The organism is Streptomyces sp. NBC_01474 (assembly GCF_035918215.1).
Taxonomy (GTDB): Bacteria; Actinomycetota; Actinomycetes; order Streptomycetales; family Streptomycetaceae; genus Streptomyces; species Streptomyces aureus.
In genome coordinates this window covers 8,429,075-8,451,483 of record NZ_CP109449.1, presented here as the reverse complement: position 1 = coordinate 8,451,483, position 22,409 = coordinate 8,429,075, and the positions used below count along the sequence as shown (strand labels likewise).

Annotated in this window: 23 protein-coding genes; 10 read left to right on the top strand and 13 right to left on the bottom strand. The window is 71.1% G+C overall.

The features are described from left to right. The first annotated feature begins 263 nt into the window (after positions 1-263). The 3 genes from OG758_RS38565 (at position 264) to OG758_RS38555 (ending at position 4,561) form a co-directional block, all read left to right on the top strand. The gene (locus tag OG758_RS38565) at positions 264-1,682 is read left to right on the top strand and encodes a cytochrome P450 (RefSeq protein WP_326714102.1); all 1,419 of its coding nucleotides are present in this window, start codon (positions 264-266) and stop codon (positions 1,680-1,682) included. A 652-nt stretch (positions 1,683-2,334) separates the two neighbouring features. Continuing rightward, a complete protein-coding gene (locus OG758_RS38560; protein WP_326714101.1) occupies positions 2,335-2,964 on the top strand; it encodes a hypothetical protein in 630 nt (209 codons plus the stop codon). Positions 2,965-3,730: 766 nt separating this feature from the next. Then, positions 3,731-4,561, top strand: coding sequence for a hypothetical protein (locus tag OG758_RS38555; RefSeq protein WP_326714100.1), 831 nt, complete (start codon positions 3,731-3,733; stop codon positions 4,559-4,561). A gap of 80 nt (positions 4,562-4,641) precedes the next feature. On the opposite strand, the gene OG758_RS38550 is transcribed toward OG758_RS38555, so the two are convergent. Further along, positions 4,642-5,904 (bottom strand): FAD-dependent monooxygenase, encoded by a 1,263-nt coding sequence (locus tag OG758_RS38550; protein ID WP_326716173.1) that lies wholly within the window; start codon positions 5,902-5,904, stop codon positions 4,642-4,644. Between the two features lie 156 nt (positions 5,905-6,060). On the opposite strand from OG758_RS38550, the gene OG758_RS38545 reads away from it, so the two are divergent. Then, the gene (locus OG758_RS38545) at positions 6,061-6,675 is read left to right on the top strand and encodes a TetR/AcrR family transcriptional regulator (protein WP_326714099.1); all 615 of its coding nucleotides are present in this window, start codon (positions 6,061-6,063) and stop codon (positions 6,673-6,675) included. 626 nt (positions 6,676-7,301) lie between these two features. On the opposite strand, the gene OG758_RS38540 is transcribed toward OG758_RS38545, so the two are convergent. The 7 genes from OG758_RS38540 to OG758_RS38510 form a co-directional block, all read right to left on the bottom strand. Beyond that, positions 7,302-7,853 (bottom strand): hypothetical protein, encoded by a 552-nt coding sequence (locus OG758_RS38540; RefSeq protein ID WP_326714098.1) that lies wholly within the window; start codon positions 7,851-7,853, stop codon positions 7,302-7,304. A gap of 164 nt (positions 7,854-8,017) precedes the next feature. Further along, the gene (ung, locus tag OG758_RS38535) at positions 8,018-8,701 is read right to left on the bottom strand and encodes a uracil-DNA glycosylase (protein ID WP_266566828.1); all 684 of its coding nucleotides are present in this window, start codon (positions 8,699-8,701) and stop codon (positions 8,018-8,020) included. A gap of 105 nt (positions 8,702-8,806) precedes the next feature. Beyond that, positions 8,807-10,387, bottom strand: a complete 1,581-nt coding sequence (locus tag OG758_RS38530) for an ABC transporter substrate-binding protein (RefSeq protein WP_326714097.1) — start codon at positions 10,385-10,387, stop codon at positions 8,807-8,809. A gap of 174 nt (positions 10,388-10,561) precedes the next feature. Then, on the bottom strand, positions 10,562-11,329 hold the full coding sequence (locus tag OG758_RS38525; RefSeq protein ID WP_326714096.1) for an SDR family oxidoreductase: 768 nt from the start codon (positions 11,327-11,329) through the stop codon (positions 10,562-10,564). 17 nt (positions 11,330-11,346) lie between these two features. Beyond that, entirely contained in the window at positions 11,347-12,108 is a 762-nt protein-coding gene (fabG, locus tag OG758_RS38520) for a 3-oxoacyl-ACP reductase FabG (RefSeq protein ID WP_266566823.1), read from the bottom strand. A gap of 158 nt (positions 12,109-12,266) precedes the next feature. Beyond that, complete coding sequence (locus OG758_RS38515) at positions 12,267-12,656, bottom strand: DUF3037 domain-containing protein (protein WP_326714095.1); 390 nt, start codon at positions 12,654-12,656, stop codon at positions 12,267-12,269. Then, positions 12,653-13,480 carry a HipA family kinase gene (locus OG758_RS38510; RefSeq protein ID WP_326714094.1) on the bottom strand — a complete coding sequence of 276 codons (828 nt, stop codon included), beginning with the start codon at positions 13,478-13,480 and terminating at the stop codon, positions 12,653-12,655. The genes OG758_RS38515 and OG758_RS38510 overlap by 4 nt, the downstream gene beginning before the upstream one ends. A gap of 118 nt (positions 13,481-13,598) precedes the next feature. Here OG758_RS38510 and OG758_RS38505 point away from each other — a divergent pair, with 118 nt between their 5' ends. Further along, entirely contained in the window at positions 13,599-14,057 is a 459-nt protein-coding gene (locus OG758_RS38505) for a Rieske (2Fe-2S) protein (RefSeq protein WP_326714093.1), read from the top strand. 9 nt (positions 14,058-14,066) lie between these two features. Here the strand turns inward: OG758_RS38505 and OG758_RS38500 are convergent, their stop codons facing one another. Then, entirely contained in the window at positions 14,067-14,711 is a 645-nt protein-coding gene (locus tag OG758_RS38500) for a cysteine hydrolase (protein ID WP_326714092.1), read from the bottom strand. Positions 14,712-14,835: 124 nt separating this feature from the next. Here OG758_RS38500 and OG758_RS38495 point away from each other — a divergent pair, with 124 nt between their 5' ends. Then, positions 14,836-15,303: a pyridoxamine 5'-phosphate oxidase family protein gene (locus OG758_RS38495; protein ID WP_326714091.1), complete on the top strand. Its 468-nt coding sequence runs from the start codon at positions 14,836-14,838 to the stop codon at positions 15,301-15,303. Here the strand turns inward: OG758_RS38495 and OG758_RS38490 are convergent. After that, complete coding sequence (locus OG758_RS38490) at positions 15,300-16,241, bottom strand: LysR family transcriptional regulator (protein WP_326714090.1); 942 nt, start codon at positions 16,239-16,241, stop codon at positions 15,300-15,302. The genes OG758_RS38495 and OG758_RS38490 overlap by 4 nt on opposite strands. Before the next feature lie 75 nt (positions 16,242-16,316). Here OG758_RS38490 and OG758_RS38485 point away from each other — a divergent pair, with 75 nt between their 5' ends. Continuing rightward, the gene (locus tag OG758_RS38485) at positions 16,317-17,306 is read left to right on the top strand and encodes a DMT family transporter (protein WP_326714089.1); all 990 of its coding nucleotides are present in this window, start codon (positions 16,317-16,319) and stop codon (positions 17,304-17,306) included. Here OG758_RS38485 and OG758_RS38480 read toward each other — a convergent pair. After that, a complete protein-coding gene (locus tag OG758_RS38480; protein WP_326714088.1) occupies positions 17,297-18,628 on the bottom strand; it encodes an aminotransferase class I/II-fold pyridoxal phosphate-dependent enzyme in 1,332 nt (443 codons plus the stop codon). The two genes, OG758_RS38485 and OG758_RS38480, sit on opposite strands and share 10 nt — an antisense overlap. Positions 18,629-18,663: 35 nt before the next feature. On the opposite strand from OG758_RS38480, the gene OG758_RS38475 reads away from it, so the two are divergent. Further along, the gene (locus OG758_RS38475) at positions 18,664-19,362 is read left to right on the top strand and encodes a pyridoxamine 5'-phosphate oxidase family protein (protein ID WP_326714087.1); all 699 of its coding nucleotides are present in this window, start codon (positions 18,664-18,666) and stop codon (positions 19,360-19,362) included. Between the two features lie 321 nt (positions 19,363-19,683). On the opposite strand, the gene OG758_RS38470 is transcribed toward OG758_RS38475, so the two are convergent. Next, complete coding sequence (locus OG758_RS38470) at positions 19,684-20,739, bottom strand: EamA family transporter (protein WP_326714086.1); 1,056 nt, start codon at positions 20,737-20,739, stop codon at positions 19,684-19,686. 157 nt (positions 20,740-20,896) lie between these two features. Beyond that, on the bottom strand, positions 20,897-21,445 hold the full coding sequence (locus OG758_RS38465; RefSeq protein WP_442810376.1) for a Clp protease N-terminal domain-containing protein: 549 nt from the start codon (positions 21,443-21,445) through the stop codon (positions 20,897-20,899). Positions 21,446-21,628: 183 nt separating this feature from the next. Between OG758_RS38465 and OG758_RS38460 the strand changes: the two genes are divergently transcribed. Beyond that, a complete protein-coding gene (locus tag OG758_RS38460; protein WP_165914282.1) occupies positions 21,629-21,796 on the top strand; it encodes a hypothetical protein in 168 nt (55 codons plus the stop codon). A 123-nt stretch (positions 21,797-21,919) separates the two neighbouring features. After that, a complete protein-coding gene (locus OG758_RS38455) occupies positions 21,920-22,348 on the top strand; it encodes a type II toxin-antitoxin system Rv0910 family toxin (protein ID WP_266566793.1) in 429 nt (142 codons plus the stop codon). Positions 22,349-22,409: the final 61 nt, after the last annotated feature.

Sequence of the window (22,409 nt, the reverse complement as noted above, 5' to 3'; positions counted from 1 at the left end):
CTCATGAGGGGCACCGTGGAACAGATCGACGCTTGTGTTCCCTCCGGTCCAGGCATCAACTGCCGCGTATCGCCGAGCCGCCGCCAGCCTGGGTGAGCTGTCGCGCTCCAGGGAGGAGCTCTCGACGCCGGTGGTAGAGCGCCACAGGATAGTTCGGCGACGGAACGGTCGGCAGTGATCAGACCGTTGGGGTAAGCAGCGATCCACAGGGGCATGCATGCCACGCTCGACCCCACTCGGAATGATCTTGAGGAGATGTACGCATGAGTCGCCTGTCGGGTTCCCCCACCGCGGCACCCACCGCGCCCGGCCGCTTGCCCCTGATCGGACACGCCCACCAGCTGGCCCGCCGCCCGCTGGACTTCATGGATTCCCTGCGCCGGCACGGGAGCGTCGTGCGGATCCTCCTCGGACCCACCCCCGCCTACGTGGTCACCGACCCCGCCGTCACCCACAAGGTATTGGTGACGGAGGTCGATGCCTTCGCCAAGGGCGGGAAGATCATCGACGCGCTGCGGGTCTTCTTCGGCGACGGGCTCGCCACGATCGCCGACGGCGACCTGCACATGAAGCACCGGCGCCTGATGCAGCCCATGTTCAACAAGGCGCACATAGCCACCCGCGGTGACGGCATGATCGACCACGTGCGGACGGTGACCGGCGCCTGGACGCCTGGGGTCGCGCGCGAGACGTACGACGACATGGACAAGCTCACCCTCTCGACCTTCCTGGTCGCCCTCTTCGGCTCCGGCCTGCCCACCCATGTCGAGGAAGAGTTCACGGCCCTGATGCCCGCGATCATGCGCGGCACGATCCGGCAGACCATCCTCCCGGGCTGGGTAACGAAACTGCCGCTGCCGGCGAACCGCGCGCACGAGCAGCGTGTAGCGCGCCTGCGGGTGTTGATCGATCAGGCGATCGACCACCACCGCGCGCAGTTGTCTGCCGCGGCACCGGTTGCCTCCGAGGCGCCGGTCGGCTGCCCGGCGCACCAGCCGGCCGGACAGGCCGCATCGCGGGGGCTGTTCTCCACGCTACTTACGGCCGACGATCCCGAGACCGGCCCGCTCTCGCATCAGCAGCTCCAGGACGAGGCGATCACGCTGCTCACAGGTGCCATCGAGACCACGGGCACGACCCTCGCCTGGGCGCTGTATGAGATCAGCAGGAACCCGGCGGTCGAGCAGAGCCTGTACGCGGAGCTCGACGCGGCCTGCGGCGACCGGCCGCTCACCCAAAGGGACCTGGCCTTCCTCCCCTACATGCGCAGCGTTCTGCGGGAGACGATGCGCATGTACGGGCCCGCATGGCTGGTCACACGCACCACCACGCGTCCGGTCACGCTGGACGGTCACCCGATACCCAAGGGCGCGGACGTCATCTACAGCCCCTACGCCCTCCAGCACGACCCCGACGTCTACACCGACCCGGGCACCTTCGACCCAGGCCGCTGGGAGCCCGAGCGGGCCAAGGGCCTCGGCCGTTCCTCGTTTCTTGCCTTCGGCGACGGCCGCCGCAAGTGCATCGGCGAGGAGTTCGCCTGGACGGAGCTCCTCATCATCCTTGCCGCGGTGCTCCAGCGCTGGCGGCTGACGCTCGCCTCGGCTCCCCCGCGCCCGCAGGCCATCGTGACGGTCAAGCCGGACAAGCTGTCGATGACGCCGCAGTTGCGTACGGCCTAGCCGGCGCTCGGATCAACTGCGGAGCCGGCTGTCGCGGGACAGTATCTCCGCGATAGCCGCCTGTCTCCCGCGCCTACGCGGTCGGCCGCTTCGAGTCCCGACCCCGGTTCGCGGGGAGGATATCGCGCTGAGTGGGGTCGGGCAGGGCGAGCGGCGGAAATCCGGACCTGGCGTGAAGGGCAGCCGCCAGGTTGCGAAGACCGTACTGCTTGCCTGGGCCCTCCTCTTTACCCGTCACGTGGCCGGCGGGTGAGAGGATCCATCAAGCCGAGCAGCCCCTCTGCTGCGTGGATGTGCTTGTGCACGGTAGTGGAGCGGAGGCCGAGGGCCTTTGCTGCGGCATCGACACGGAAGTCCTGGCTTGCCCAGGTACGGACGGTGAGATTGATCGTTTCGCTTCTGAGCGTTCGCCGGTCTGAGTGCTCCTGCCGCAGAGGCGCGAGAGTGTCGGTGGCCCATGCGGTGACCCGAGGATCGGCCAGGAGGTCGGCGAGGCCTGGCACCGGGTGGGGGAGGCGGACTGCGCAGGTGCAGGACCGTGCATGGTGTGGATCTGTAGGGCGAGGGAGAGCGTGATGCGATCCAGCGCGCAAGCGGAGTCGAGACCGGTGGCCTGCATGGTGGAGCGCACACGGCGGCTCAAGGTGTTGCGGTGGATGGCAAAGATCTTGGCGGCGCCCGCGACCTCGAACTCCAAGGCCATGGCGACGGGCGGGAGGTACTGGGCGGCACCCTTCTTCTGACTCAGGACCGGGCCCAGCAAGGACGTCGCCCACTGCAGGGCCGCGGCCTGAGGGAGAGCGCCGAGGAGTCCGGCGGCGGTGGTCGCCGGCGCGGCTCGGCTCCCACTGATCCGGGCGGTGGCGATGGCCTCGTAGGCCATGCCGTACCCGTCGGCTATCTCCACCATCGGCAGTACCGGGCTCATACCCAGGCTCAGGTACGTGCCGCCGTCGGCAACGAAAGATCGCAGCGCGGTGATGGCAGGCGCCTCGTGCGTCGACGGGTCGGGATGCGGGGCGACGACGATGACATGCCCATCGAACACAGGACAGCGAACAGCCAGGCCGATGTCGCCGATGCGGGCCTCGATAGGCGCGAAGACCTCATCGCGTCGGCGCGCGAGGCCCTCATCGAATTGCTGCGCGAAGACCAGATCGCGTACGCGCTCGAAGCCCTCATCGAGGGGGCGGCGCCACAGTCGACGATGCATACCTGCGTCATCGCCGCATCGAGGACCGTTGAGAGGGAGCTCAGGATGCGCTGCGCCGGCTCGATCTGACCGGCCATCAGTGCCTGGAAGACGGACAGGCGCAAAGCTCGGATGCTTTCTTGGACCTTCGCGGCGCTGGGCGCCTCCCGCCGGGCGGGCAGCGCCATCACGACGGCGGCACCGAATGAGATCTGTCTCCGGCGCGGTCCACGCAGCCCGCGCGCGGCGGGCCATGAGGACCTGGTCGGTGGACCCTATCGGCTGGCTGTACGCCGCCTTGCGGATTAAGGGGCGTGCGCTCCCATTGCCATTCGTCCCCGACTCCTCGTGTCCGTGGCTCGGGGCCGGCGTCGCCTCCGCGTTGAGTTCCCGGGCCAGCCAGTCGACGAGCCCGGTACTGATGAACTCGTCGTCTCCATTGGACAGTTGGTCCAGGAGGCGGGAGAGCCGGGCGGCGCGCTGATCGGCCGCCCGGAGGCGATGCTCGGCGACGTGGGAGATGAGGGTCCGGCGCCAGTGGGTCAGTGGGGCGGTGAAGTGCAGCAGCGGGAATGCTGCCTGACGAGCGGCGGTCAGCAGCACAGCCGGGAGTACCTGGGCGGGGGGGCCGACCCGTCGACGTGACCCGGCTGGATGAAGCACCGGACCCGGCAGACCTACCGAGTCGAGGGCTGGGAGGAGTTCGGCGAGTGGGTGGGCATGTCGAGCGCCCAGGCCACTGTTGCCGACGCCGAGCTGAGGATGGCCCAGCTGAAGGCCCGTTTCCCCGAACCCCAACTGGCCCGGTGCCGACCCGCGTCCCGACGAGGACGAGGAGGAGCGCTACGACGAGGACGTGGAGCGGTACGGCAAGGGTGACGGCCTTCTCCCGGCGATCTGCGTCGAGCGGCAAGTGCAGTACGTGGACGGCGTGCTCGGCTTCTATCCGCCGAAGTACGACTCCTACCGGACGCTGGTGATCCCGGCGTTCCTGGCGGACATGCTGGAGAAGCTGCTCGACAGCCACACCTCGCCGTGGGTCTTCGTGGGCGTAGACGGGGGCTGCCTGGCGCAGACTGACTTCAACACCTTCTACTGGCGACCGGTAGCGGACGGCAGTGAGGAGCAGCCCAGGCGTGCCGGTGGGCAGTTGCGCCCGGCGATCCCCGCGGTTCCCTCGTTCAAGGCTAAGCGCATGTATCTGATCTGGCGCGGCCACAAGGCCTGGCTAGATGAAGACGGCCACTCGCGGTATGTCGTGGAGACGCGCATGGGCCACGAGTTGCCAGGCGTGGAGGGCACGTACAGCAACCTGACGCCCGCCCTGGAGCGGCGGGTGGCGGAGATGCTGCAGGCCCGCTGGGAGAGTCACAGGGAAACCCTTGGGCCTGACGAGGCTGTGGAGATTGAACCCCGTCCTGCGGAGGCCCGCGTGTCGAAGCTGGTCCGCGAGGCGATGGCCCAGGGTGTTACGAAGCCGCTCGATGTGCTGCGCGAGGTTCGTCTTGTGCAGCCGGAGGCGCAGTACATTCCCATGCGGTCGGCTTTACAGCGGGAGCGAGCACGCCTGCGGCGTGCTGCGACTGACGGGGCGCGAGAGGGCCGCTCGTCTCCCGTTCGTTTCCCACTAGCGGGGTCGGTGGCGAGTAAGCTCCTCGTCAGAGGCTTTGGCGCGCCGCATCGTTGACCTTCTGCGCGATATCGCCCAGTCCGATGCAGCCGACCTTCACGTCCGTCTTCCCCTCGCCCAGGGCCGTCGGTGTCCGGCTAAGCCCTCCGTGTCTGGGCAGCATACGGCCGCTGCGGGGGCCCCCAGTCCGCGATCTCGTCGAATCCGCGCAGCATGACGGCGGGTCCGGTCTTGTCGAGAGCGGTGATGAGGGCGTTGCGCATCGCTATCGCGGGCCGGTTCCTGAGCATGTTCACCCGGCCGACCCCGACCGCCTTGCGGGCGATGGCGGTCGTACGCGGCCTGCGCGCGGCGGTGTACGCGGCGAGGCCCAGGGCGTCGGGCTGCGCGGGGTCCGCGTGGTGGGCGAGCACGACGGCGTCCTCGATGGCCTGGTTGCCGCCCTGGCCGAGGGTCGGAGGCATGGCGTGGGCCGCGTCGCCGAGGAGCGCGACCCGGCCGCGGTGGAAGGCCGGCAGGGGTTCGGTGATGTGGTGGACGTCGTGGCGCAGGATCTCCTCGGGCGCGGCCGCGTCGATGATCGCCGGGATCGGGTCGTGCCAGTCGCCGAAGCGGCGCAGGAGTTCGGCCTTCTCGCCGTCGGGGGCGTGTGCGCCGGCGGGTGCGATGGCGGCGCCATAGGCGTAGACAGTGCCGTCCGCGAAGGGGTGCGTGCCCCAGATGCGGCCGCGTCCCCAGGTCTCGTGCTGGGCGAAGGGCCTGCCGAGGGGCGGGACAAGGAGGCGCCAGGTGGTGAAGCCGGCGTAGACCGCGCCCGGGTGGGCGGGGAAGAGCGCCGCGCGTACGGCGGACCTGATGCCGTCGGCGCCGACGACGAGTTCGGCTTCGAATGCGCCTTCCGCAGTGGTCACCCGGGCGGGACGGGCCGGGTCGCCCACGACGCCGGGGTCGGCGAGGGCCGCGGCGGACGCGGTGTGGACGACCCCGTCGGGGAGCCGGGACGCCAGCTTGTCGATCAGGGTCGCGCGGTGGAGGAGCACGAGGGAGCCGCCGAAGCGCTGGGCGGCGGCCTTCGCGTCGGAGCGTGAGAGCCAGCGGCCGCTGGGCGTGCGCAGGCCGCCCTCGCCCTCCCATGCGGCGAGGGACCGGACCTCCTCGCCGAGGCCGATGACGTCCAGAGCGCGCTGCGAGTTGGGGGCGAGAGAGAGCCCGGAGCCGACGGTCTTCAGCTCGGTGGCCCGCTCGAGGACGGTGACGTGCCAGCCGCGCAGGTCGAGCGCCACGGCGGCGGTGAGGCCGCCTATGCCGCCGCCCACGACGACCGCGCGGGGCCGCCGCCCGTGGCGGTCGGCGGTGCGTGCTTCCGGTCGCGCCGGCGTCTTCCCCGTCGAGTCGGTCAGTTCGGCGGGAACCGCTGAATCCATCGGTTCGGCAGTCATGGCTTCGCGCTCCTCACGTCTCGCAACGCCCGGTTCGGCCCGTCGAAGCTCACTACACCTGTAGTGTGCCTGCTCTCGAACGTACTACATCTGTAGTTCCGGCGGTAGGTTGGGACCATGCCCCCTCGCAAGCGCGCCGCCGGCGCCACCGGCGCACCTCGCGCCGAAGTCATCGCCGACGCCGCACTCGATCTGCTCGCCGAGCGCGGGATGCGGGGCCTGACGCACCGAGCTGTCGACGAGGCGGCGGGCCTGCCGCAGGGGTCGACGTCGAACTACGCACGGACCCGGCTCGCCCTCCTGGAGGCGGCGGTGCGGCGCCTCGCCGTGCGCGAGTCACGGGTACTCGCCGTGGACGAACTGCCGGATCCGGCCGGCGGGATCCACTCGCTCGTCGACGGCATGGCGCTCGCGCTGCACCGCTATCTGACCAAACACCCTCAACTGCTGGTCTGTCGTTACGAGTTGGCGCTGGAGGCGACGCGGCGGCCGGAGTTGCGGACGTTCTTCGACGAGACGGGCCGGCAGTTCCACGAACCGCTCACCGCGCTGCTGCGGGCCGCGGGGTCCCGGGATCCGGAGCGGCACACGCTGTCGCTGGTGGCCTGGTCCGAGGGAATCATGTTCTCGTGCGTGGCCGGGGCGTTCCACGCGTCGGTCCCGGACCTGGCGGAACTGCGGGCGGGGTTCGGGGAACTGCTGCGCGGGATGCTCGACGCGTCCCCGTCCTGACCTGCGCGTCACCCGTGCGGGGCATCATCCGCCGACGGGCGCGCCACGAGGGTCCGTACCCGACAGAGTTGCGCGGGTGCATCGATCGACGACGTCAGCAGCGCTTCTGCTCACGGTGGCGGCCACGGCCGCCGCGGTGTCCGGTTGCGTGAGCGTACGGCAGCCGGAGCCCCCGGCCACGCCCCCCAGCGCCCCGGCCGTTCCGGCGGCGCCCCGCCCCGACGGCCGGGCGGACCCCCAGGTCGTGCAGGCGCCGGTGCGGGAGGCGCTGGACAGGATGGGCCACACACCACCGGCCCACTCGCCCTCACCGGAGCCGACCCGTGCGCCGCGCCCGCCCCAGCCGCCACGCCACGAAGCCCCGCACCGGTCGGGCCCCGGCCACGCGGCACGTCCCGCAGCACCTCCGCCGCACCACCCGCACACGGCCGCCCCCGCGGCTCCGGGCGTTCCGCGCGTTGTGTGCGCCCTGGGCCACCAGTACGGCAAATGGAACCCGGACAGCCCCGAGGCCCGCATCTGCCGGGAGGCGTACGGAGGGTGAGGCGAGGCGGAAGGCGAAGGGCGACGAAGGGCGAGGCGAAGCGGGCGGCCCATCGAGCGGGGGCCGGTGAGAGGGTGGCCGCCTACGAACTCCGTCTGGGCGGCCCCAGCGGCTCGCCCCCGGCGGAACCGCGGCCCGGGCCCTCGCCCCCTCCGGGCGGCATCACCGCGACCCGCCTTTCCAGGCGGGCGATGGCCGCCCGTACGCCGTCCCCGTAACCGTCGTCCCCGAGCGCGCCCACCGCGGCGCGCGCCTGCGTCAGATGGCTGCGGGCCGCTTCGGGGCGGCCGAGCTTCACATAGTCCGCCGCCAGGTTGAGATGCAGCGAGGGGTAGAGCGCGCGGACCGCGAGCGACTGCTCGTGGAGCGCGAGCCGCGCCTCGGTCAGTCCCTCGGCGGCGGACAGGGCCCGCAGGTCCCATGCCAGCTCGTCGTCCGGGTCGTCCTGGGCGTCCGCCATGTAGTGCGCGAGCGTGCAGCGGTGGAGAGGGTCGCCGTCCTCGCCGATCTCCGCCCACAGGCCGAGGTACCTGTCCCTGGCCTCCTCGCGGTCACCGGCGTGATGGAGCATGACCACCTGCCCGATCCGGGTCATCATGGCGTCGTCCGCCGCCTGCTCCCGCTGCTCAGCCACAGGTCCTCCACGCGCGTATGCCGATCGTCCGAGCTGATAACGATTCCGACGCTATAGGCAGCCGCTGACAATCCCGGTCAGGCGCGGGCGGGGGTCCCTCCGGGGGCCGGGCCGTCACCGCACGCAGAGCTGCACGCACCCGGAGGGACTAGCACCCCGGGGCGTCAGCCCAGGTCCGGGATCCGCCAGTCGATCGGTGTGTGACCCTGCGCGGCCACCGCCTTGTCGATCTGCGTGAAGGGATGCGAGCCGAAGAACTTCTTCGCGGAGAGCGGCGAGGGATGCGCGCCCTTCACGACGACGTGGCGCTCCTCGTCGATGAGGGGGAGCTTCTTCTGCGCGTAGTTCCCCCACAGGACGAACACGGCCGGGTCGGGCCGGTCGGCCACCGCGCGGATCACCGCGTCGGTGAACTTCTCCCAGCCCTTGCCCTTGTGCGAGTTGGCCTCGCCGGCCCGCACCGTGAGCACCGCGTTCAGCAGGAGGACGCCCTGCTCGGCCCACGGCATCAGATACCCGTTGTCCGGGACCGGGTGGCCGAGCTCCTCCTTCATCTCCTTGTAGATGTTCCGCAGGGAGGGCGGCGTCTTCACGCCGGGCCGCACGGAGAAGCACAGACCGTGCCCCTGCCCCTCCCCGTGGTACGGATCCTGGCCGAGGACAAGGACCTTGACCCGGTCGTACGGGGTCGCGTCGAGCGCCGCGAAGACCTCCTCGCGCGGCGGGTAGACGGGACCCTTCGCGCGCTCCTCCTCGACGAACTCGGTGAGCTCCTTGAAGTAGGGCTTCTGCAGCTCCTCGCCGAGGACGCCGCGCCAGGACTCGGGCAGCATCGCGGTGTCGGTCACGTCAACAACCTCCGGGGTACGGTCACTTCACGGCCGTACGAGGCACGGCCGCTGCACACCCCAGAACCTACCCGCGCCCACTGACAACGGGCCCCGGCGGGCCGCCTACCAGCTGGTCTTGCGCTGCAGCTCCCACATCATCATGATCGTCGACGGGTCGAGGGCCCGCTCGCCGCCCGAGATCTCCTCGCTGGCCGCGATGTACTGCTTGCCCTGCCACAGCGGCAGCAGCCGGGCGTCGTCGACGAGTATCTGCTGGGCGCGCTTGAACTGGCCCACCACGGCGGCGCGGTCGCTCTCACGGCGCGACTGCGGCAGCAGATCGTCGGTGATCTCCTTGGACGTGTAGGGCGTTCCGAGTGCGTTCTGCCGGCCGACGAAGGGCGCGATGAAGTTGTCCGCGTCCGGGAAGTCGGGGAACCAGCCGCGTCCGAAGGCGGGGTACTCGCCCTTGCGGTATCCGGCCTCGAACGTCTTCCAGGGGCGTCCCTTGATGGTGACGTCGAACAGTCCGGACGCGTTCAGCTGCCGCTTGAGCTCGGTGAACTCGGCGCCGGTCGCGGACCCGTAGCGGTCGGTGGTGTACCAGAGGGTGAGCGGGACCCGGTCCGTGATGCCCGCCCGGGTGAGGATGGCCTTGGCCTTGGCCGCGTTCGGGTCGCCGAAGTCGTCGAAGAAGCCGGTGGTGTGCCCGGTCAGACCCCTCGGAACCATCGAGTAGAGCGGTTCGACGGTGTCCTGGTAGATCTTGTGGGCGATCGCGCCCCGGTCGACGACCTGGGCGACTGCCTTGCGGACGGCGGGCTTGCGCGCCCAGGGGTCCTTGGGGTTGAACACCAGGTAGCTGATCTCCATGCCCGCGCCCTCGACGAGCTGGATGCCGTCCTTGGCCTGCTTGCCCTGGAGCCCGACGACGTCCGACGCGGCGAGCCCGCGGTACGTGGCGTCGATCTTCTTGGCGCGCAGAGCGCCGACCATCGAGGCGGAGTCCTTGAAATAGCGGATGGTGACGGCGTTGTTCTTGCGCTCGGCGAACCCGTCGTAGTGGTCGTTCTTGACGAGCTCCGCCTTGTCGCCGTCGGTGTACGCGTCGAGCGCGTACGGCCCCGAACCGGCGATCTTGCCGTCGTCACGGACCGCGTCGGCCGGGTACTCGGCGGGGTCGACGATGGACATCGCCGGTGTCGCGAGCACGAAGGGGAAGGTCGCGTCGGGCTTGTTCAGCGTGAAGGTGACGTCACGGTCGCCCTTGACCTCGACCGACTTCAGGCTGCCGAGGAGCCCCTCGGGGCCGCCCTTGACGTTGATCCTTCTGATGCGGTCGAAGGAGTACTTGACGGCCGCCGCGTCGAGCTTGTCGCCGTTCGAGAACGCCATGCCCTCGCGCAACTTGCAGTGGTAGACGCTGTTGGAGGGGTCGGTGAACTCGCAGCGCTCGGCGGCGTCGGGCTTCGGCTCGGAGGCGCCGGAGGGGAAGCTGACGAGGGTCTGGTAGACGTTCCTGAACAGCTCCCAGGAACCGTCCCAGGACGCGGCCGGGTCGAGGGTGCTCGGCGCGCTGGTGGTCCCCACGACAATGGGTTCGGTGTCGTCGGACTCACCGGACGACATCAGTCCGCATCCGGCGAGGAGCGATATGCACGTTATCGCCGCCAGTTGACGGGGGCCCTGGATCCGGTTGAACACGCGCGCGCTCCTCGATCGGCCATGCCACAGGTCGGCAGACCATACCGCAGTGCCCCGCCGGGCCAACGAGGCACTCCGGCGGGGCACTTGATGCGCACGTACGCGGTGTACGCGACGTACGCGGGGAACTTCAGTTAAGCGAACTTGGTCCGATTCAGCCTCGCGGAGGCTTTGTCAGCTGACGCCCGCATTGAGGAAAATTCCGCCGTCGACCACGAGGGTCTGACCGGTGATCCAGTCGGACTGCTGCGAGGTCAGGAACGCAGCGGCGCCGCCGATGTCCTCGGGCACACCGAGCCGGGCCAGCGGGTAGGCGGCCGCGGCCTCGGCCTCCCGGCCCTCGTAGAGAGCCGTCGCGAACTTGGTCTTCACGACCGCCGGGGCGATCGCGTTGACCCGCACCTTGGGCGCGAACTCGTGCGCGAGCTGGACGGTCAGGTTGATCATCGCCGCCTTGCTCATGCCGTACGCGCCGATGAACGGGGACGGGGCGAGACCCGCGACGGAGGCGATGTTGACGATCGCCCCGCCGTTCTCGCCCTGCCACGCCTTCCACGTCTGCTGGGCGAAGCCGAGCGCGGAGATCACGTTGGTCTCGTAGACCTTGCGGGCGACGCTCAGGTCGAGCTCGGCCATCGGGCCGAACACCGGGTTCGTACCGGCGTTGTTGACCAGGTAGTCGACCCGGCCGAACGCCTCCATGGTGCGCTCGACGGCGGCGGCCTGGTGCGCCTCGTCGTGGGCCTTTCCGGCCACGTAGATGACGCGGTCGGAGCCGAAGGCCTCGACGGCCTCCTTGAGCGCGTCCTCACCGCGGCCGGTGATGCACACGCGGTCGCCGCGCGCGACGAAGGCCTCGGCGATGCCGTGGCCGATGCCGCGGCTTCCGCCGGTGACGAGGGCGACCTTGCCGGAGAGCTCCGGGAGCTGGGATGAAGTCATGTCCGTTTCCCCCGGCCCTAGTTGAGCGGTCCGCCGGCGACGTACATGACCTGGCCGGAGACGAATCCGGCCGCCTCGCCGGTGAAGAAGGCGATGGCGTTGGCGATGTCGTCGGGCTTGCCCACGCGCTGAACCGGGATCTGCGTGGCGGCGGCGGCCTGGAACTCCTCGAAGCCCATGCCGACGCGGGCGGCGGTGGCGGCCGTCATCTCGGTGACGATGAAGCCGGGGGCGACGGCGTTCGCGGTGACGCCGAACTTGCCGAGCTCCTTGGCGAGGGTCTTGGTGAAGCCCTGGAGGCCGGCCTTGGCCGCCGAGTAGTTGACCTGGCCGCGGTTGCCGAGCGCCGACGACGAGGACAGGTTGACGATGCGGCCGAACTTGGCGTCCACCATGTGCTTCTGGACGGCCTTCGACATCAGGAACGCACCGCGCAGGTGCACGTTCATGACGGTGTCCCAGTCCAGGGCGCTCATCTTGAACAGCAGGTTGTCGCGGAGCACGCCCGCGTTGTTGACGAGGATCGTCGGCGCGCCGAGCTCCTCGGCGATGCGCGCGACCGCGGCCTCGACCTGCGCCTCGTCGGCGACGTCGCAGCCGACCGCGAGGGCCTTGCCACCGGCGCTGGTGATCTGCTCGACGGTGTCCTTGCAAGCGGCCTCGTCGAGGTCGATCACGGCTACGGCGCGACCCTCGGCGGCCAGACGTACGGCGGTGGCGGCGCCGATGCCCCGTGCGGCACCGGTGACGATCGCGACGCGCTGCTCAGTGGTGGACATGCTCTTCGGTCTCCTCGCCCTAGAGTGCGGCCCTCACGTCCAACTCGGTGAGCGACCGCTTAGTACCCTGTGGACGTGACGCTAGAAGTCCTGGCACCCGGTGTCAACGTACCCACCGGGTGCGCCTGATCACTCATCGCGAAGGGGCCTCCGCGAGGTCACCTCACCAGGAGGTCGAGAAGCCTGTCGGCCTCGACTTCGGGGTCCTCGGTGAGACCGGTGTGCACGGGTCCCGGCTGCACGACCGTGGAGCGCGGCGCGACCAGCCACCGGAAGCGCCGGCCCGCGTCGTCGTCCGCCGCCTGGCCCGCGTCACCGCCCCCTCGGCAGTGGCTCTCGACGGCGGCGAGCGACGCGCGGACGCCGGTCACGTCCGCCTCCGGGTCGAGGGCGCGCAGCTTCGCCTCGTCGAGGTGCGTGAGCGCGCGGACGTAGGACTTGGCGCGGCAGTAGACGACCACGCCGGCGTTGATCTGCTCGCCGCGCTCGACGCGCGGGACGACACGCAGCAGCGCGTATTCGAAGACGTCTCGGGTGATCGTGGTCACCGGGTGCCGCCCTTCACACTCGCCGTGCCGGTCAGCCAGCCCGGGGTGCGCGCGACGCGGTCGGGATCCGGCTCGGGCAGGCCGATCCGCTCGTGGACGGTCGCCGCGCGGGGCAGCAGCACGGCGGCGTACGCGCGCCGCACCGCGTCCGGGTCGTCGAAGCCCGGCTCGTCGGCGAGCCAGGCGTCCGGGACGTCGGCGGTGACCTCGGCGAGCAGTTCCTCGGTGAGCCGCGGCGCCAGCTCCGCGGCGGCGGCCGCGACGTCGGGCGCGAAGGGGGCGAGGGCGTGGTCGAAGGCGTCGTACGGCCGGGCCGCAGCGGCCTGCGCGCCGCGCCAGTTGTGGTGCCAGATCATGCTCGCGCCGTGGTCGATGAGCCACAGGTCGCCGTGCCAGACCAGCATGTTGGGGTTGCGCCAGGACCGGTCGACGTTGTTGATCAGGGCGTCGAACCAGACGACGCGGCCCGCCTCCGCGGGATCCACCTCGTAGGCGAGCGGGTCGAAGCCGAGCGCGCCGGAGAGGTACCGCATCCCGAGGTTCACGCCGCCGCTCGACTTGAGGAGGCCCTGCACCTCCTGGTCGGGCTCACCGAGGCCGATCACGGGGTCGAGTCCGATCCGTACGAGCCCGGGCACCCGGAATCCGAGCCGCCGCGCGAGCCCTCCGCAGATCACCTCCGCGACGAGCGTCTTGCGGCCCTGTCCCGCTCCGGTGAACTTCATGACATAGGGGGCGAGATCGTCGGCCTCGACGAGCCCGGGGAGCGATCCACCCTCCCTCATCGGGGTGACATAACGGGTCGCCGTGACTTCGGTGAGCATTGCCCCAGGTTAGGCGAGACATCATCGCCGTACGAAAGTCCGTCCGGTGTTGAACACTCCGGCCCCGCGGCCCGTACGGGAGTGGGCCACCCCCTCGAACCGAAGGGAAACACCAGTAATGACCGCTTCGCACGAATCCGTATCCGCCCCGACCCGCCGCACCGTCGTCGCGGCCGTGGGAGCCGCCGGCATTGCCGCCGCGCTCACCGCGTGCGGGAGCTCGGACGATTCGTCGTCCTCCGAGCCGGCGGGAAACGGGGCCAAGGCCGGCGCGGCCAAGGACGGGGCGGGCAAGGAGCTCGCCAAGACCGCCGACATCCCCGTCGGCGGCGGAAAGATCTTCGGTGACGCGGGCGTGGTGGTCACGCAGCCGAAGAAGGGCGAGTTCAAGGCCTTCACGAACATCTGCACCCACAAGCAGTGCCCGGTCACCGCGATCGAGGGCGGCACCATCAACTGCCCGTGCCACGGCAGCAAGTTCTCCATCGAGGACGGCAGCGTGAAGCACCCGCCCGCCGCGCAGCCCCTGGCCGCCAAGGAGATCACCGTCTCCGGCGACTCGATCACGCTCGCGTAGCGGCGCGGGTCAGCGGTCTCGGCGCGGGCGCTTCCAGCAGGTGAGCACATCGTGTGTGGATGTCACGGTGGCGACGAGGGCGAGCGTGTTGCGGATCATCGCGGGGGTGTAGTCGGACGGCACCCCCGCGACGGCGTCGGCGGGCACGGCGACGGTGTAGCCGCGGTTCACCGCGTCGAAGACGGCGTTCGGTATGGCGACGTTCGCCGAGACGCCGGTGACGATCAGCGTCCGGCAGCCGAGGTTGCGCAGCAGGGCGTCCACGTCGGTGCCCGCGATGGGCGAGAGGCCGTGCAGCCGGCGTACGACGATGTCCTCGTCCGCCACCTCGACGGGCGGCGCGATCCTGACCGCCTCGGTGCCGGAGATCTGCTGTACGGGCAGGCGCGCGGCGGCACGGAACAGCCGTCCGTTGTGGTTGGCGCCGCGCCCGTCGGGCCGCCGCTCCGCCACGGCGTGCAGCACCTGTACTCCGCTCTCGTGGGCGCCCGAGACGAGTCGCGCCACATTGCCTAGCGCCCCGGACGACCTGGCCTCCCGGGCGAGTTCGGGCAGGGCGCTGTCGGGGCCGACGACCCCCTGCTGGCACTCCACGGTCAGCAGCACGGTGGTGGCCGGATCGAGCAGTTCGGCGAGCTCTTCGTACGACGGCACGGGGTCCCCCTGTCGCAGGCGTCCTGAGCGGCGAGAGATTAGCCACCATTGCGCCATGGGGGAAGACACCGCATGCTTCTGATCTGACACACCGTCAGCGCGAAGCCCGCGAAGGGGAGTACGCATGGCTGCCACACAGCGCCGGGGCCGCAGGATCATGATGACACCGGCCGAGCTGGACGAGTTCCTGGCATCCCAGCGCACCTGCCGCGTCGCCACGGTCTCGTCCGACGGCTCCCCGCACGTCAGCACCCTGTGGTTCGTCTGGGACGGTACCTGTCTGTGGCTGTACTCGATCACGCGCAGCCGCCGGTGGGCCGACCTCCTCAAGGACCCGCGCATCGCTGTCGTGATCGACGCGGGCGAGGAGTACGGGGAGCTGCGCGGCGCCGAGCTGTCGGGCGCGGTGGAGTTCGTCGGGGAGAGCCCGCGCACCGGCGAGCCCGTACCCGAACTGGACGCCCCCGAGCGGCTGTTCGCCCGCAAGAACTTCGCGATGGACGAGATGGTGCACGACGGCCGGCACGCCTGGGCCCGGCTCACGCCCGACAAGATCGCTTCGTGGGACTTCAGGAAGCTGGCGTCGCTCTAGCTCTCACTTGGGGAGCCATCTCCTGGGGCGACGTCCCCGCCCAGACTCGCGCCCACGCTCCGGAGTGCCTTCACCGCCGCTCTGATCGACGGCCGCCGGTCCGCGTCGGCCCGCCACACGACGTAGACGTGCCGGCGTACGCGCCGACGCACCGGCACGGTCACCACCCCGTCCGGCACCGGATCGCGCCCGAGGAGCGGTGCCACGCACACACCGAGCCCGGCGGCGACGAGGCCGAGCTGGGTGTGGGTCTCGGCGGCGCGATGGCCGATGCGGGGCTCGACGCCCTTGGCGCGCAGCGTGAAGAGGAGCCACTCGTGGCAGAACTCGCCCTCGCCCCATGTGATCCACTCGTCGTCGGCGAAGTCCTCCAGGCCCACCTCGCGGCGACCGGCGAGGGGGTGGTCCGCCGGCATCGCGACATCGGCGGGATCGTCGAGGATCGACGCCTTGACGAGGCCGTCGGGGAGCGGCATCGGCTTGTTGTACCAGTCGAGCACGACCGCCAGGTCCAGGTCGCCGCGCACGACCCCGGCGACCCCCAGCTCGGGCTCCAGCTCCTGCGAGCGCAGCCGCAGCCCCGGGTGCTCCGCGCGCAGGGCCGCGAGGGCGCGCGGAAAGAGACCGCGGGCGGCGGTCGGGAACGCGGCGATCCGCAGCTCCCCCACGACCTGCCCGCGGTGCGCCTCCAGGTCCGACTGCGCGAGCTCGGCCTGGGACAGGATCCGTCCCGCATGCTCGGCGAGCAGCCGCCCGGCGTCGGTGAGGCGCACTCCCCTGCCGTTCTTGGCGAGAAGCTGCTGGCCGACCTCGCGTTCCAGCTTGGCCATCTGCTGCGAGACGGCGGACGTCGTGACGTGCAGCCCTGCCGCGGCGCCGCTGACGGACCCGTGGCGGGCGAGTGCGTCGAGGGTGCGCAGGCGCTCCAGGTTCAACATGTAAGCGATGCTAAGCGATACCAGGGATCAAGTCTCGCTTGTGCTAAGAGGTTGTGGGGCGGCACTCTTACGCCCATGAGCACCGTCGCCCCCTCGTCGCCCCCTGCGACTCCGGCCCCCGCGCCTTCCGGCATTCCTACGGAAACACCTGCCTCCGCACAGCCCCGCCGCGCCCTCGACTGGCGCGTCCGCTTCGGCGTCCTGTCGCTGATCTGGGGCTTCAGCTTTCTCCTCATCAAGGTCGGCACCGACGGCTACGCACCGTTCCAGGTGACGCTGGGGCGGCTCGCGTTCGGTACGGCGGTGCTCGCCGTGGCCATGGCCGTGAAGCGTGAGCGGCTGCCGAGGGGCGTGCGGACCTGGGGGCACATCGCGGTGGCGGCGCTGCTGCTCAACTCCCTGCCGTTCTCGCTGTTCGCGTTCTCCGAGCAGACGATCCCGTCGACGCTCGCCGGTATCTGCAACGCCACGTCTCCGCTGTGGGGCATGGCCCTGTCGCTGGTGGCGCTCTCCGAGGACCGGCCCACGCGCCGCCGGGTGGCGGGCCTCGGCATCGGCTTCCTCGGGGTGCTCACGGTCCTCGGCGTGTGGCAGGGCTTCCACGGCCTGGACCTGGCCGGCACGGCGATGGCGCTGCTCGCCTCGCTGAGCTACCCGGTCGGCTGGATCTATCTGCGCCGTACGCTGGCCGGGACCGGCCACTCGAACCTGTCGCTCTCCGGCGCGCAGCTCCTGATGGCCACGGTCCAGCTGGCCGTCGTCACCCCGGTGTTCACGACCCTCCCGGCCCACCTGCCGGTCGTGCCCCTGCTCGCGATCGTCGCCCTGGGCGCGCTCGGCACCGGCCTCGCCTTCCTCATCCAGTACGGCCTGGTGGCGGAGGTCGGTCCGACCACGGCGCAGATGGTCACCTATTTCATCCCGGTGATCGCGACGGCCGCGGGGGTCGCCCTGCTCGGCGAGTCCCTGACCTGGTCCACCCCGATCGGGGCGGTCATCGTGCTGGCGGGCGCGGCGCTCACACAGTCCAGGGCGCGGACCCCTCGGCGTAGCGCTCAGCCGTAACGGCGCGCGGGGGCCGGCCCGGTGGCGGACGCGACGGCGTCGGCCACCGGGCCGATGTCGTCCGCGCCGAGCGTCGACACGGTGATGCGCACCCCGGGCGCCGCCCCCATCCGGAAGCGCGCCCCGGGCGCGACGGCCCACCCGGCGTGCAGCAGCCGCGCGACCGCCCCCGTCTCGTCCGGTACGGGCACCCACACGTTCATGCCGCTGCGCCCGTGCGCCTCGACCCCGCGCTCGGCGAGGGCCGCGATGAGCGCGTCGCGGCGCTGCCCGTACGACGCGGCGACGGCGCGCGTGTCCACCACGCCTTCGGTCCACAGTCGGGCGACGGCTCGCTGAAGGATGCGGCTCACCCAGCCGGGGCCGAGGCGCTGCCGCCCCTGCACCCGGTCCACCGTGACCGCGTCGCCCGTCAGCACGGCGAGCCGTAGGTCAGGCCCATAGGCCTTGGCGGCGGAGCGGACGAACGCCCAGTGCCGCGTCACACCGGCCAGCGGATACAGCGCTAGGTCGACGATCCCGTGCCCGTGGTCGTCCTCGATGAGCAGTACGTCCTTGTGGGCCGCCAGGACTTTGCGCAGCGCACGCGCGCGTGGCGCGGTGACGGCGGCGCCGGTGGGGTTCTGGGCGCGGTCGGTGACCACCAGGGCCCGCGCCCCCGCGCTCAGGGCCCGCTCCACCTCGTCGGCCAGCGGCCCGTCGTCGTCCACGCCGACGGGCACCAGGCGCAGCCCGAGCGCCGGGACCAGGTCGAGGAGGCTGCCCCAGCCCGGGTCCTCGACGGCGACGGCGTCGCCGGGCTTGAGGTGCGCGGCGAGCACCCGCTCGATGGCGTCGAGGGAGCCCGACGCGACGGCGACGGGGCCCTCCGGGATCCCGTCCTTGTCGAAGGCCACGCGCGCGTGGCGTGCCAGTTCCGGCTCCAGGGGCCCGTCGCCGTAGAGGACGGGCGCCCTGTCACCCTGCGCGGCCGCCCAGGCGAAGGCCTCGGCGAGCGGGGGCAGCAGGGCCGTATCGGGGTTGCCGTTCGAGACGTCGCGCACCCCCGCCGGTACGTCGACGCGGATCAGCTCGCGCGCCGTCGTGGCGGGCTTGGACCGCACGCGGCTGCCGCGGCGCCCCGCGGTCTCGATCACCCCACGCTCACGGAGCGTGCGATAGGCGGCCGCGACCGTATTGGGATTGACCCCGAGATGCTGGGCCAACTCCCTCATCGGCGGCAGAAGTTGACCCGGCTGCAGGTCGCCCTCGCCCACCGCGCGCTCCACGCTGGCCGCGATCTCCGCTGCGCGCCGTCCTTTGATCGGATACTCTCCTAGCACAAATCAGATTATGCACTAGTGCAATGGAGTTCGCAATGAGCGTGGCATCCGAGCCCGGCACCGTCGCTTCCGGGGACGCCTCCGCCTCCTACCCGGCGACCGACCGCACCGTCCCGGCCCGCATGCGCGAGCGGACGCACTACGACCGCGAGCTGGTCCACTCGATACTCGACGAGGCGTACATCTGCCATCTCGGGTTCGTCCGCGACGGCTCCCCCGTCGTACTGCCGACTCTGTACGGACGCGTCGGCGAGACCCTCTACGTCCACGGTTCGACCGGAGCGCGCGTCCAGCGCATGGCGGGCGCGGCCGACCCCGGACTGCAGGTCTGCCTGACAGTGACCCACGTCGACGGTCTCGTGCTCGCGCGCTCCGCCTTCCACCACTCGCTCAACTACCGCTCCGTGGTGGTGCACGGCCTCGCCCACCAGGTGACCGACCCCGACGAGAAGCGCACGGCGCTCGACGCGCTCGTCGACCACGTGGTGCCGGGCCGTTCCCAGGACTCGCGCCCCGGGAACGACAAGGAGCTCGCGGCGACGTCCGTCCTGCGCCTCGACCTCGCGGAGGTCTCCGCGCGGGTCCGCGCCGGCGGCCCGAACGACGACGAAGAGGACCTCGCCCTGCCGTACTGGACCGGCGTCGTCCCGCTCACCAAGGGCCACGGCGCGCCGATCCCGGCCGACGACCTCGCGCCGGGCATCGCGGTGCCGGACTACCTGACGGTTCGGTAGGACGCTTCCATCACGCCTCTTGGGACGAGCCCGCCCCGGTGAGCGTCGGTACGCGCACCGGGGCGCGCCCTCGCCGGCCACCTCGCGCGCGCCTCGGCGACGGCGAGCCCGGTCACCGCGGCCGGCATCAGGAATGGCCCCGCGTCCCACGGATGGGGGCGGGGCGGGGACACGGACTGTCATCTGCGGGCAGCCTTGACCCGCTCGGGTCGTCCCGAGCCGGATCTTCGTCGGACGGGCCGCCGGAGCACGATGCTCCGGGCGGCCGCCGCCCGCGTCAAGCGGCCTGCGGCGGAAGCACGCGTGCGCGTGAATGCATGATCAACGCCTCAGTTCGCGCTGCCCCGGCCGGACAACGTCTTGTCCGGCGACTCCGGCGACGCCTCCGTTCGGGGCGGCCCTGTCCGGGGCGGCCTCGACCGCGACGGCGACGATCTCGGGCTTCGCCGGAGCCGAGGACTGCGCGATGAACGCCCCGACCAGGACGACCGCGCCGCCGACGATCTGCGGTGCCGACAGATGCTCGCCCAGGAGCACCCAGGCCAGCACGGTCGCGATGACCGCTTCCAGACAGGCCACGACTCCGGCCACCTGGGGCGAGAGCCGGCGCACCGAGAGGACTCCGGTGACGTAGGCGATGACCGTGGCGATCAGCACGATCCAGCAGAGCAGCAGCCACGCGGGCACGGAGGTGCCGTTCATCGAGGCGCTGCCGCCGAGCACCGACCAGTCCATACCCCAAGGACGCGCCACGACCGTCAGGACGAAGGCGCCGACGAGCAGCCCGTACGCGATCACGCCGAGCGGGTCCGGCGCCCGGTCCCCCGCGTCGCTGCCCTGGTCGGACAGGACGAAGTAGCCGACCTGGCAGCAGGCGGCGGCGAGGGCGAGCAGCAGGCCGATCAGGTCGACGCTGAGGCCCGCCCACACCTCGACGACACAGGCTAGGCCGCCGACGGCGAGGACCACGCCGAGCGCGGCGGCGCGCGTCACGGGCCTGCGCTGCACGAAACGCACCCAGCCGAGGACGAGCGCGGGGGCGAGGTACTCGATGAGGAGCGCGACGCCGACGGGGATACGGGAGATCGCTGCGAAGTAGCAGGCCTGCACTCCGGCGACGGCGAGCAGTCCGAAACCGGCGAGCAGCGCGGGCCGCTGCACGACCAGGGAGCGGTGCCGCCAGGCGACGGGCAGCATGACGAGCGCGGCGCCTGCGACGCGCAGCCACACCACGTGGAGCGGGTCGAGACCCGCCTCGATCAGCGGCTTCGCCGCCACACCGGAACCGCCGAAGGCGAGCGCCGAGACGAGGGCGAGCCCCAGTCCGACACCTCGCCCGCGGTTCGCCTGAATCCCCTGAGACGCATGCACCGGCACATCATGACAGCCGGCGTCATGACCGTCATCCCCGATGACCCCTGTCTCACGTGCCGGACGCGCCGGGCATGACGAACGGGGCACGGCCGCATGAGCCGCACCCCCAACAGAATCAAGCCTCGGCACGAAGCCGGACCTCAGCCCACAACCGCTCGCCTCAGCACCCGGCCTCGACATGCCGCCGCAGGCTCTCCGCATCGACCCCGGCCCGCCCCAGCACCTCGACGGCGCGGCACGCCCGGTCCGCCGCGAGCGAGGTGAGGAGGTCGACGCCGCGCGCACGCGGGTCGACGCGACGCTGGGCGCGGTCGAGCGCGGCTTCCATCGCGGCAGCCGCGGCGGGCGACCAGCCGAGCCCCGTCACGACGGGCACGGCTCCGGAGTCCTCGACCGTGCCCTGCCACTGGAGGCCGTAGCCGATGCTCCGCTGCACGAGGTAGCCGAGGAGGCGGGCGAGCTGCGGTCCGCCCTCGAAGGCCTCGCGCACCTGCGGGTCGGTCTCCAGGAGCGAGTGCAGGAGATGCGCGGTGTCGATCTGGCGGTCCCCGTCACGGACGGCTCTGCGGCGCGCGCCGGCCACCACAGACGCGAGCTCGGGACTGAGCCTGGCGTCAACATCTGCACGACTGTGGCCGCTTGCGGCGGCCTCGGACGGGGTAGGGCTTTGCACATCTCCCACCTCATCAGCCCCTGTCCGGCCGGACATCCCCGGCGGGGAGCATTTCCACGTCCGACACAAGGTGGGCACGCATGAGCGGGTTCTCCTCCTTACGGATGAGATCGCGCCTTTTACCCCGAGGGGCGCGCGCCGCCTTGCATCGCGCCCCTCACGCAACCGCAGCTGTACCGGAACTCGTCCTTCACAAGTATGAAGAGGAGGTGCTGGCTCGTGGCCCTGCCGGCGATCGACGGCAGACAGTACGTGTACCGGGTGTACGCACCTGACGACGCGCTGCTCGCCGACCTGTTCTGGGACGCCTGGCACTGCCACGACGAGGGACCGTTCCCGCGCGCCTCGGACCTCTTCGACGCCGCGGTCATCGAGAAGCTCGGCTGACCGCGGTTCCTCCCCCATCCGTTTCTGACGCTTCATCAGTATTGAATGTTCGAGGCCCTGCGGCTACTTTCCGCGACACCACGGCTGCGCCCGCCGCAGCTCTCGTCGAGAAGGGGTGGTCGCATGGCCGAAGTCAGCGCGGAAGCACGGATCGGGGCGCCCGCGGAGAAGGTCTGGGCCCAGCTCACCGACTTCACCGCGTACGGGGAGTGGAACGCCACACACACGAGCTTCCCGAAGGGCGCCCCCACGTCGCTCGAAGTGGGCGGCACCTTCGAGGAGAACATGAAGCTCATGGGCTTCCCGGCGGAGGTGACCTGGACCGTCGAGGACCTGGAGACCACCCGCACCCTCGCCATCAGGGGCAAGGGCCCGATGGGCGTCAACGTCGGCACCCGCTACACCCTGACCGCGGACGGCGACGGCACGACGGTCCGCATCGACGGCGAGTTCACCGGCGCCGCGGTGTCCCTGATGGCGGGCAAGCTCAAGGACTCGGCGACGGCCGCCCTCAACGAGTCGCTGCGCAAACTGGCCGGCCTCGTCGCCTGAGCCGGACACGCCGGCGAACACGCGAAGGCGCCCCGCACGCTCGGTGCGGGGCGCCTTCGTC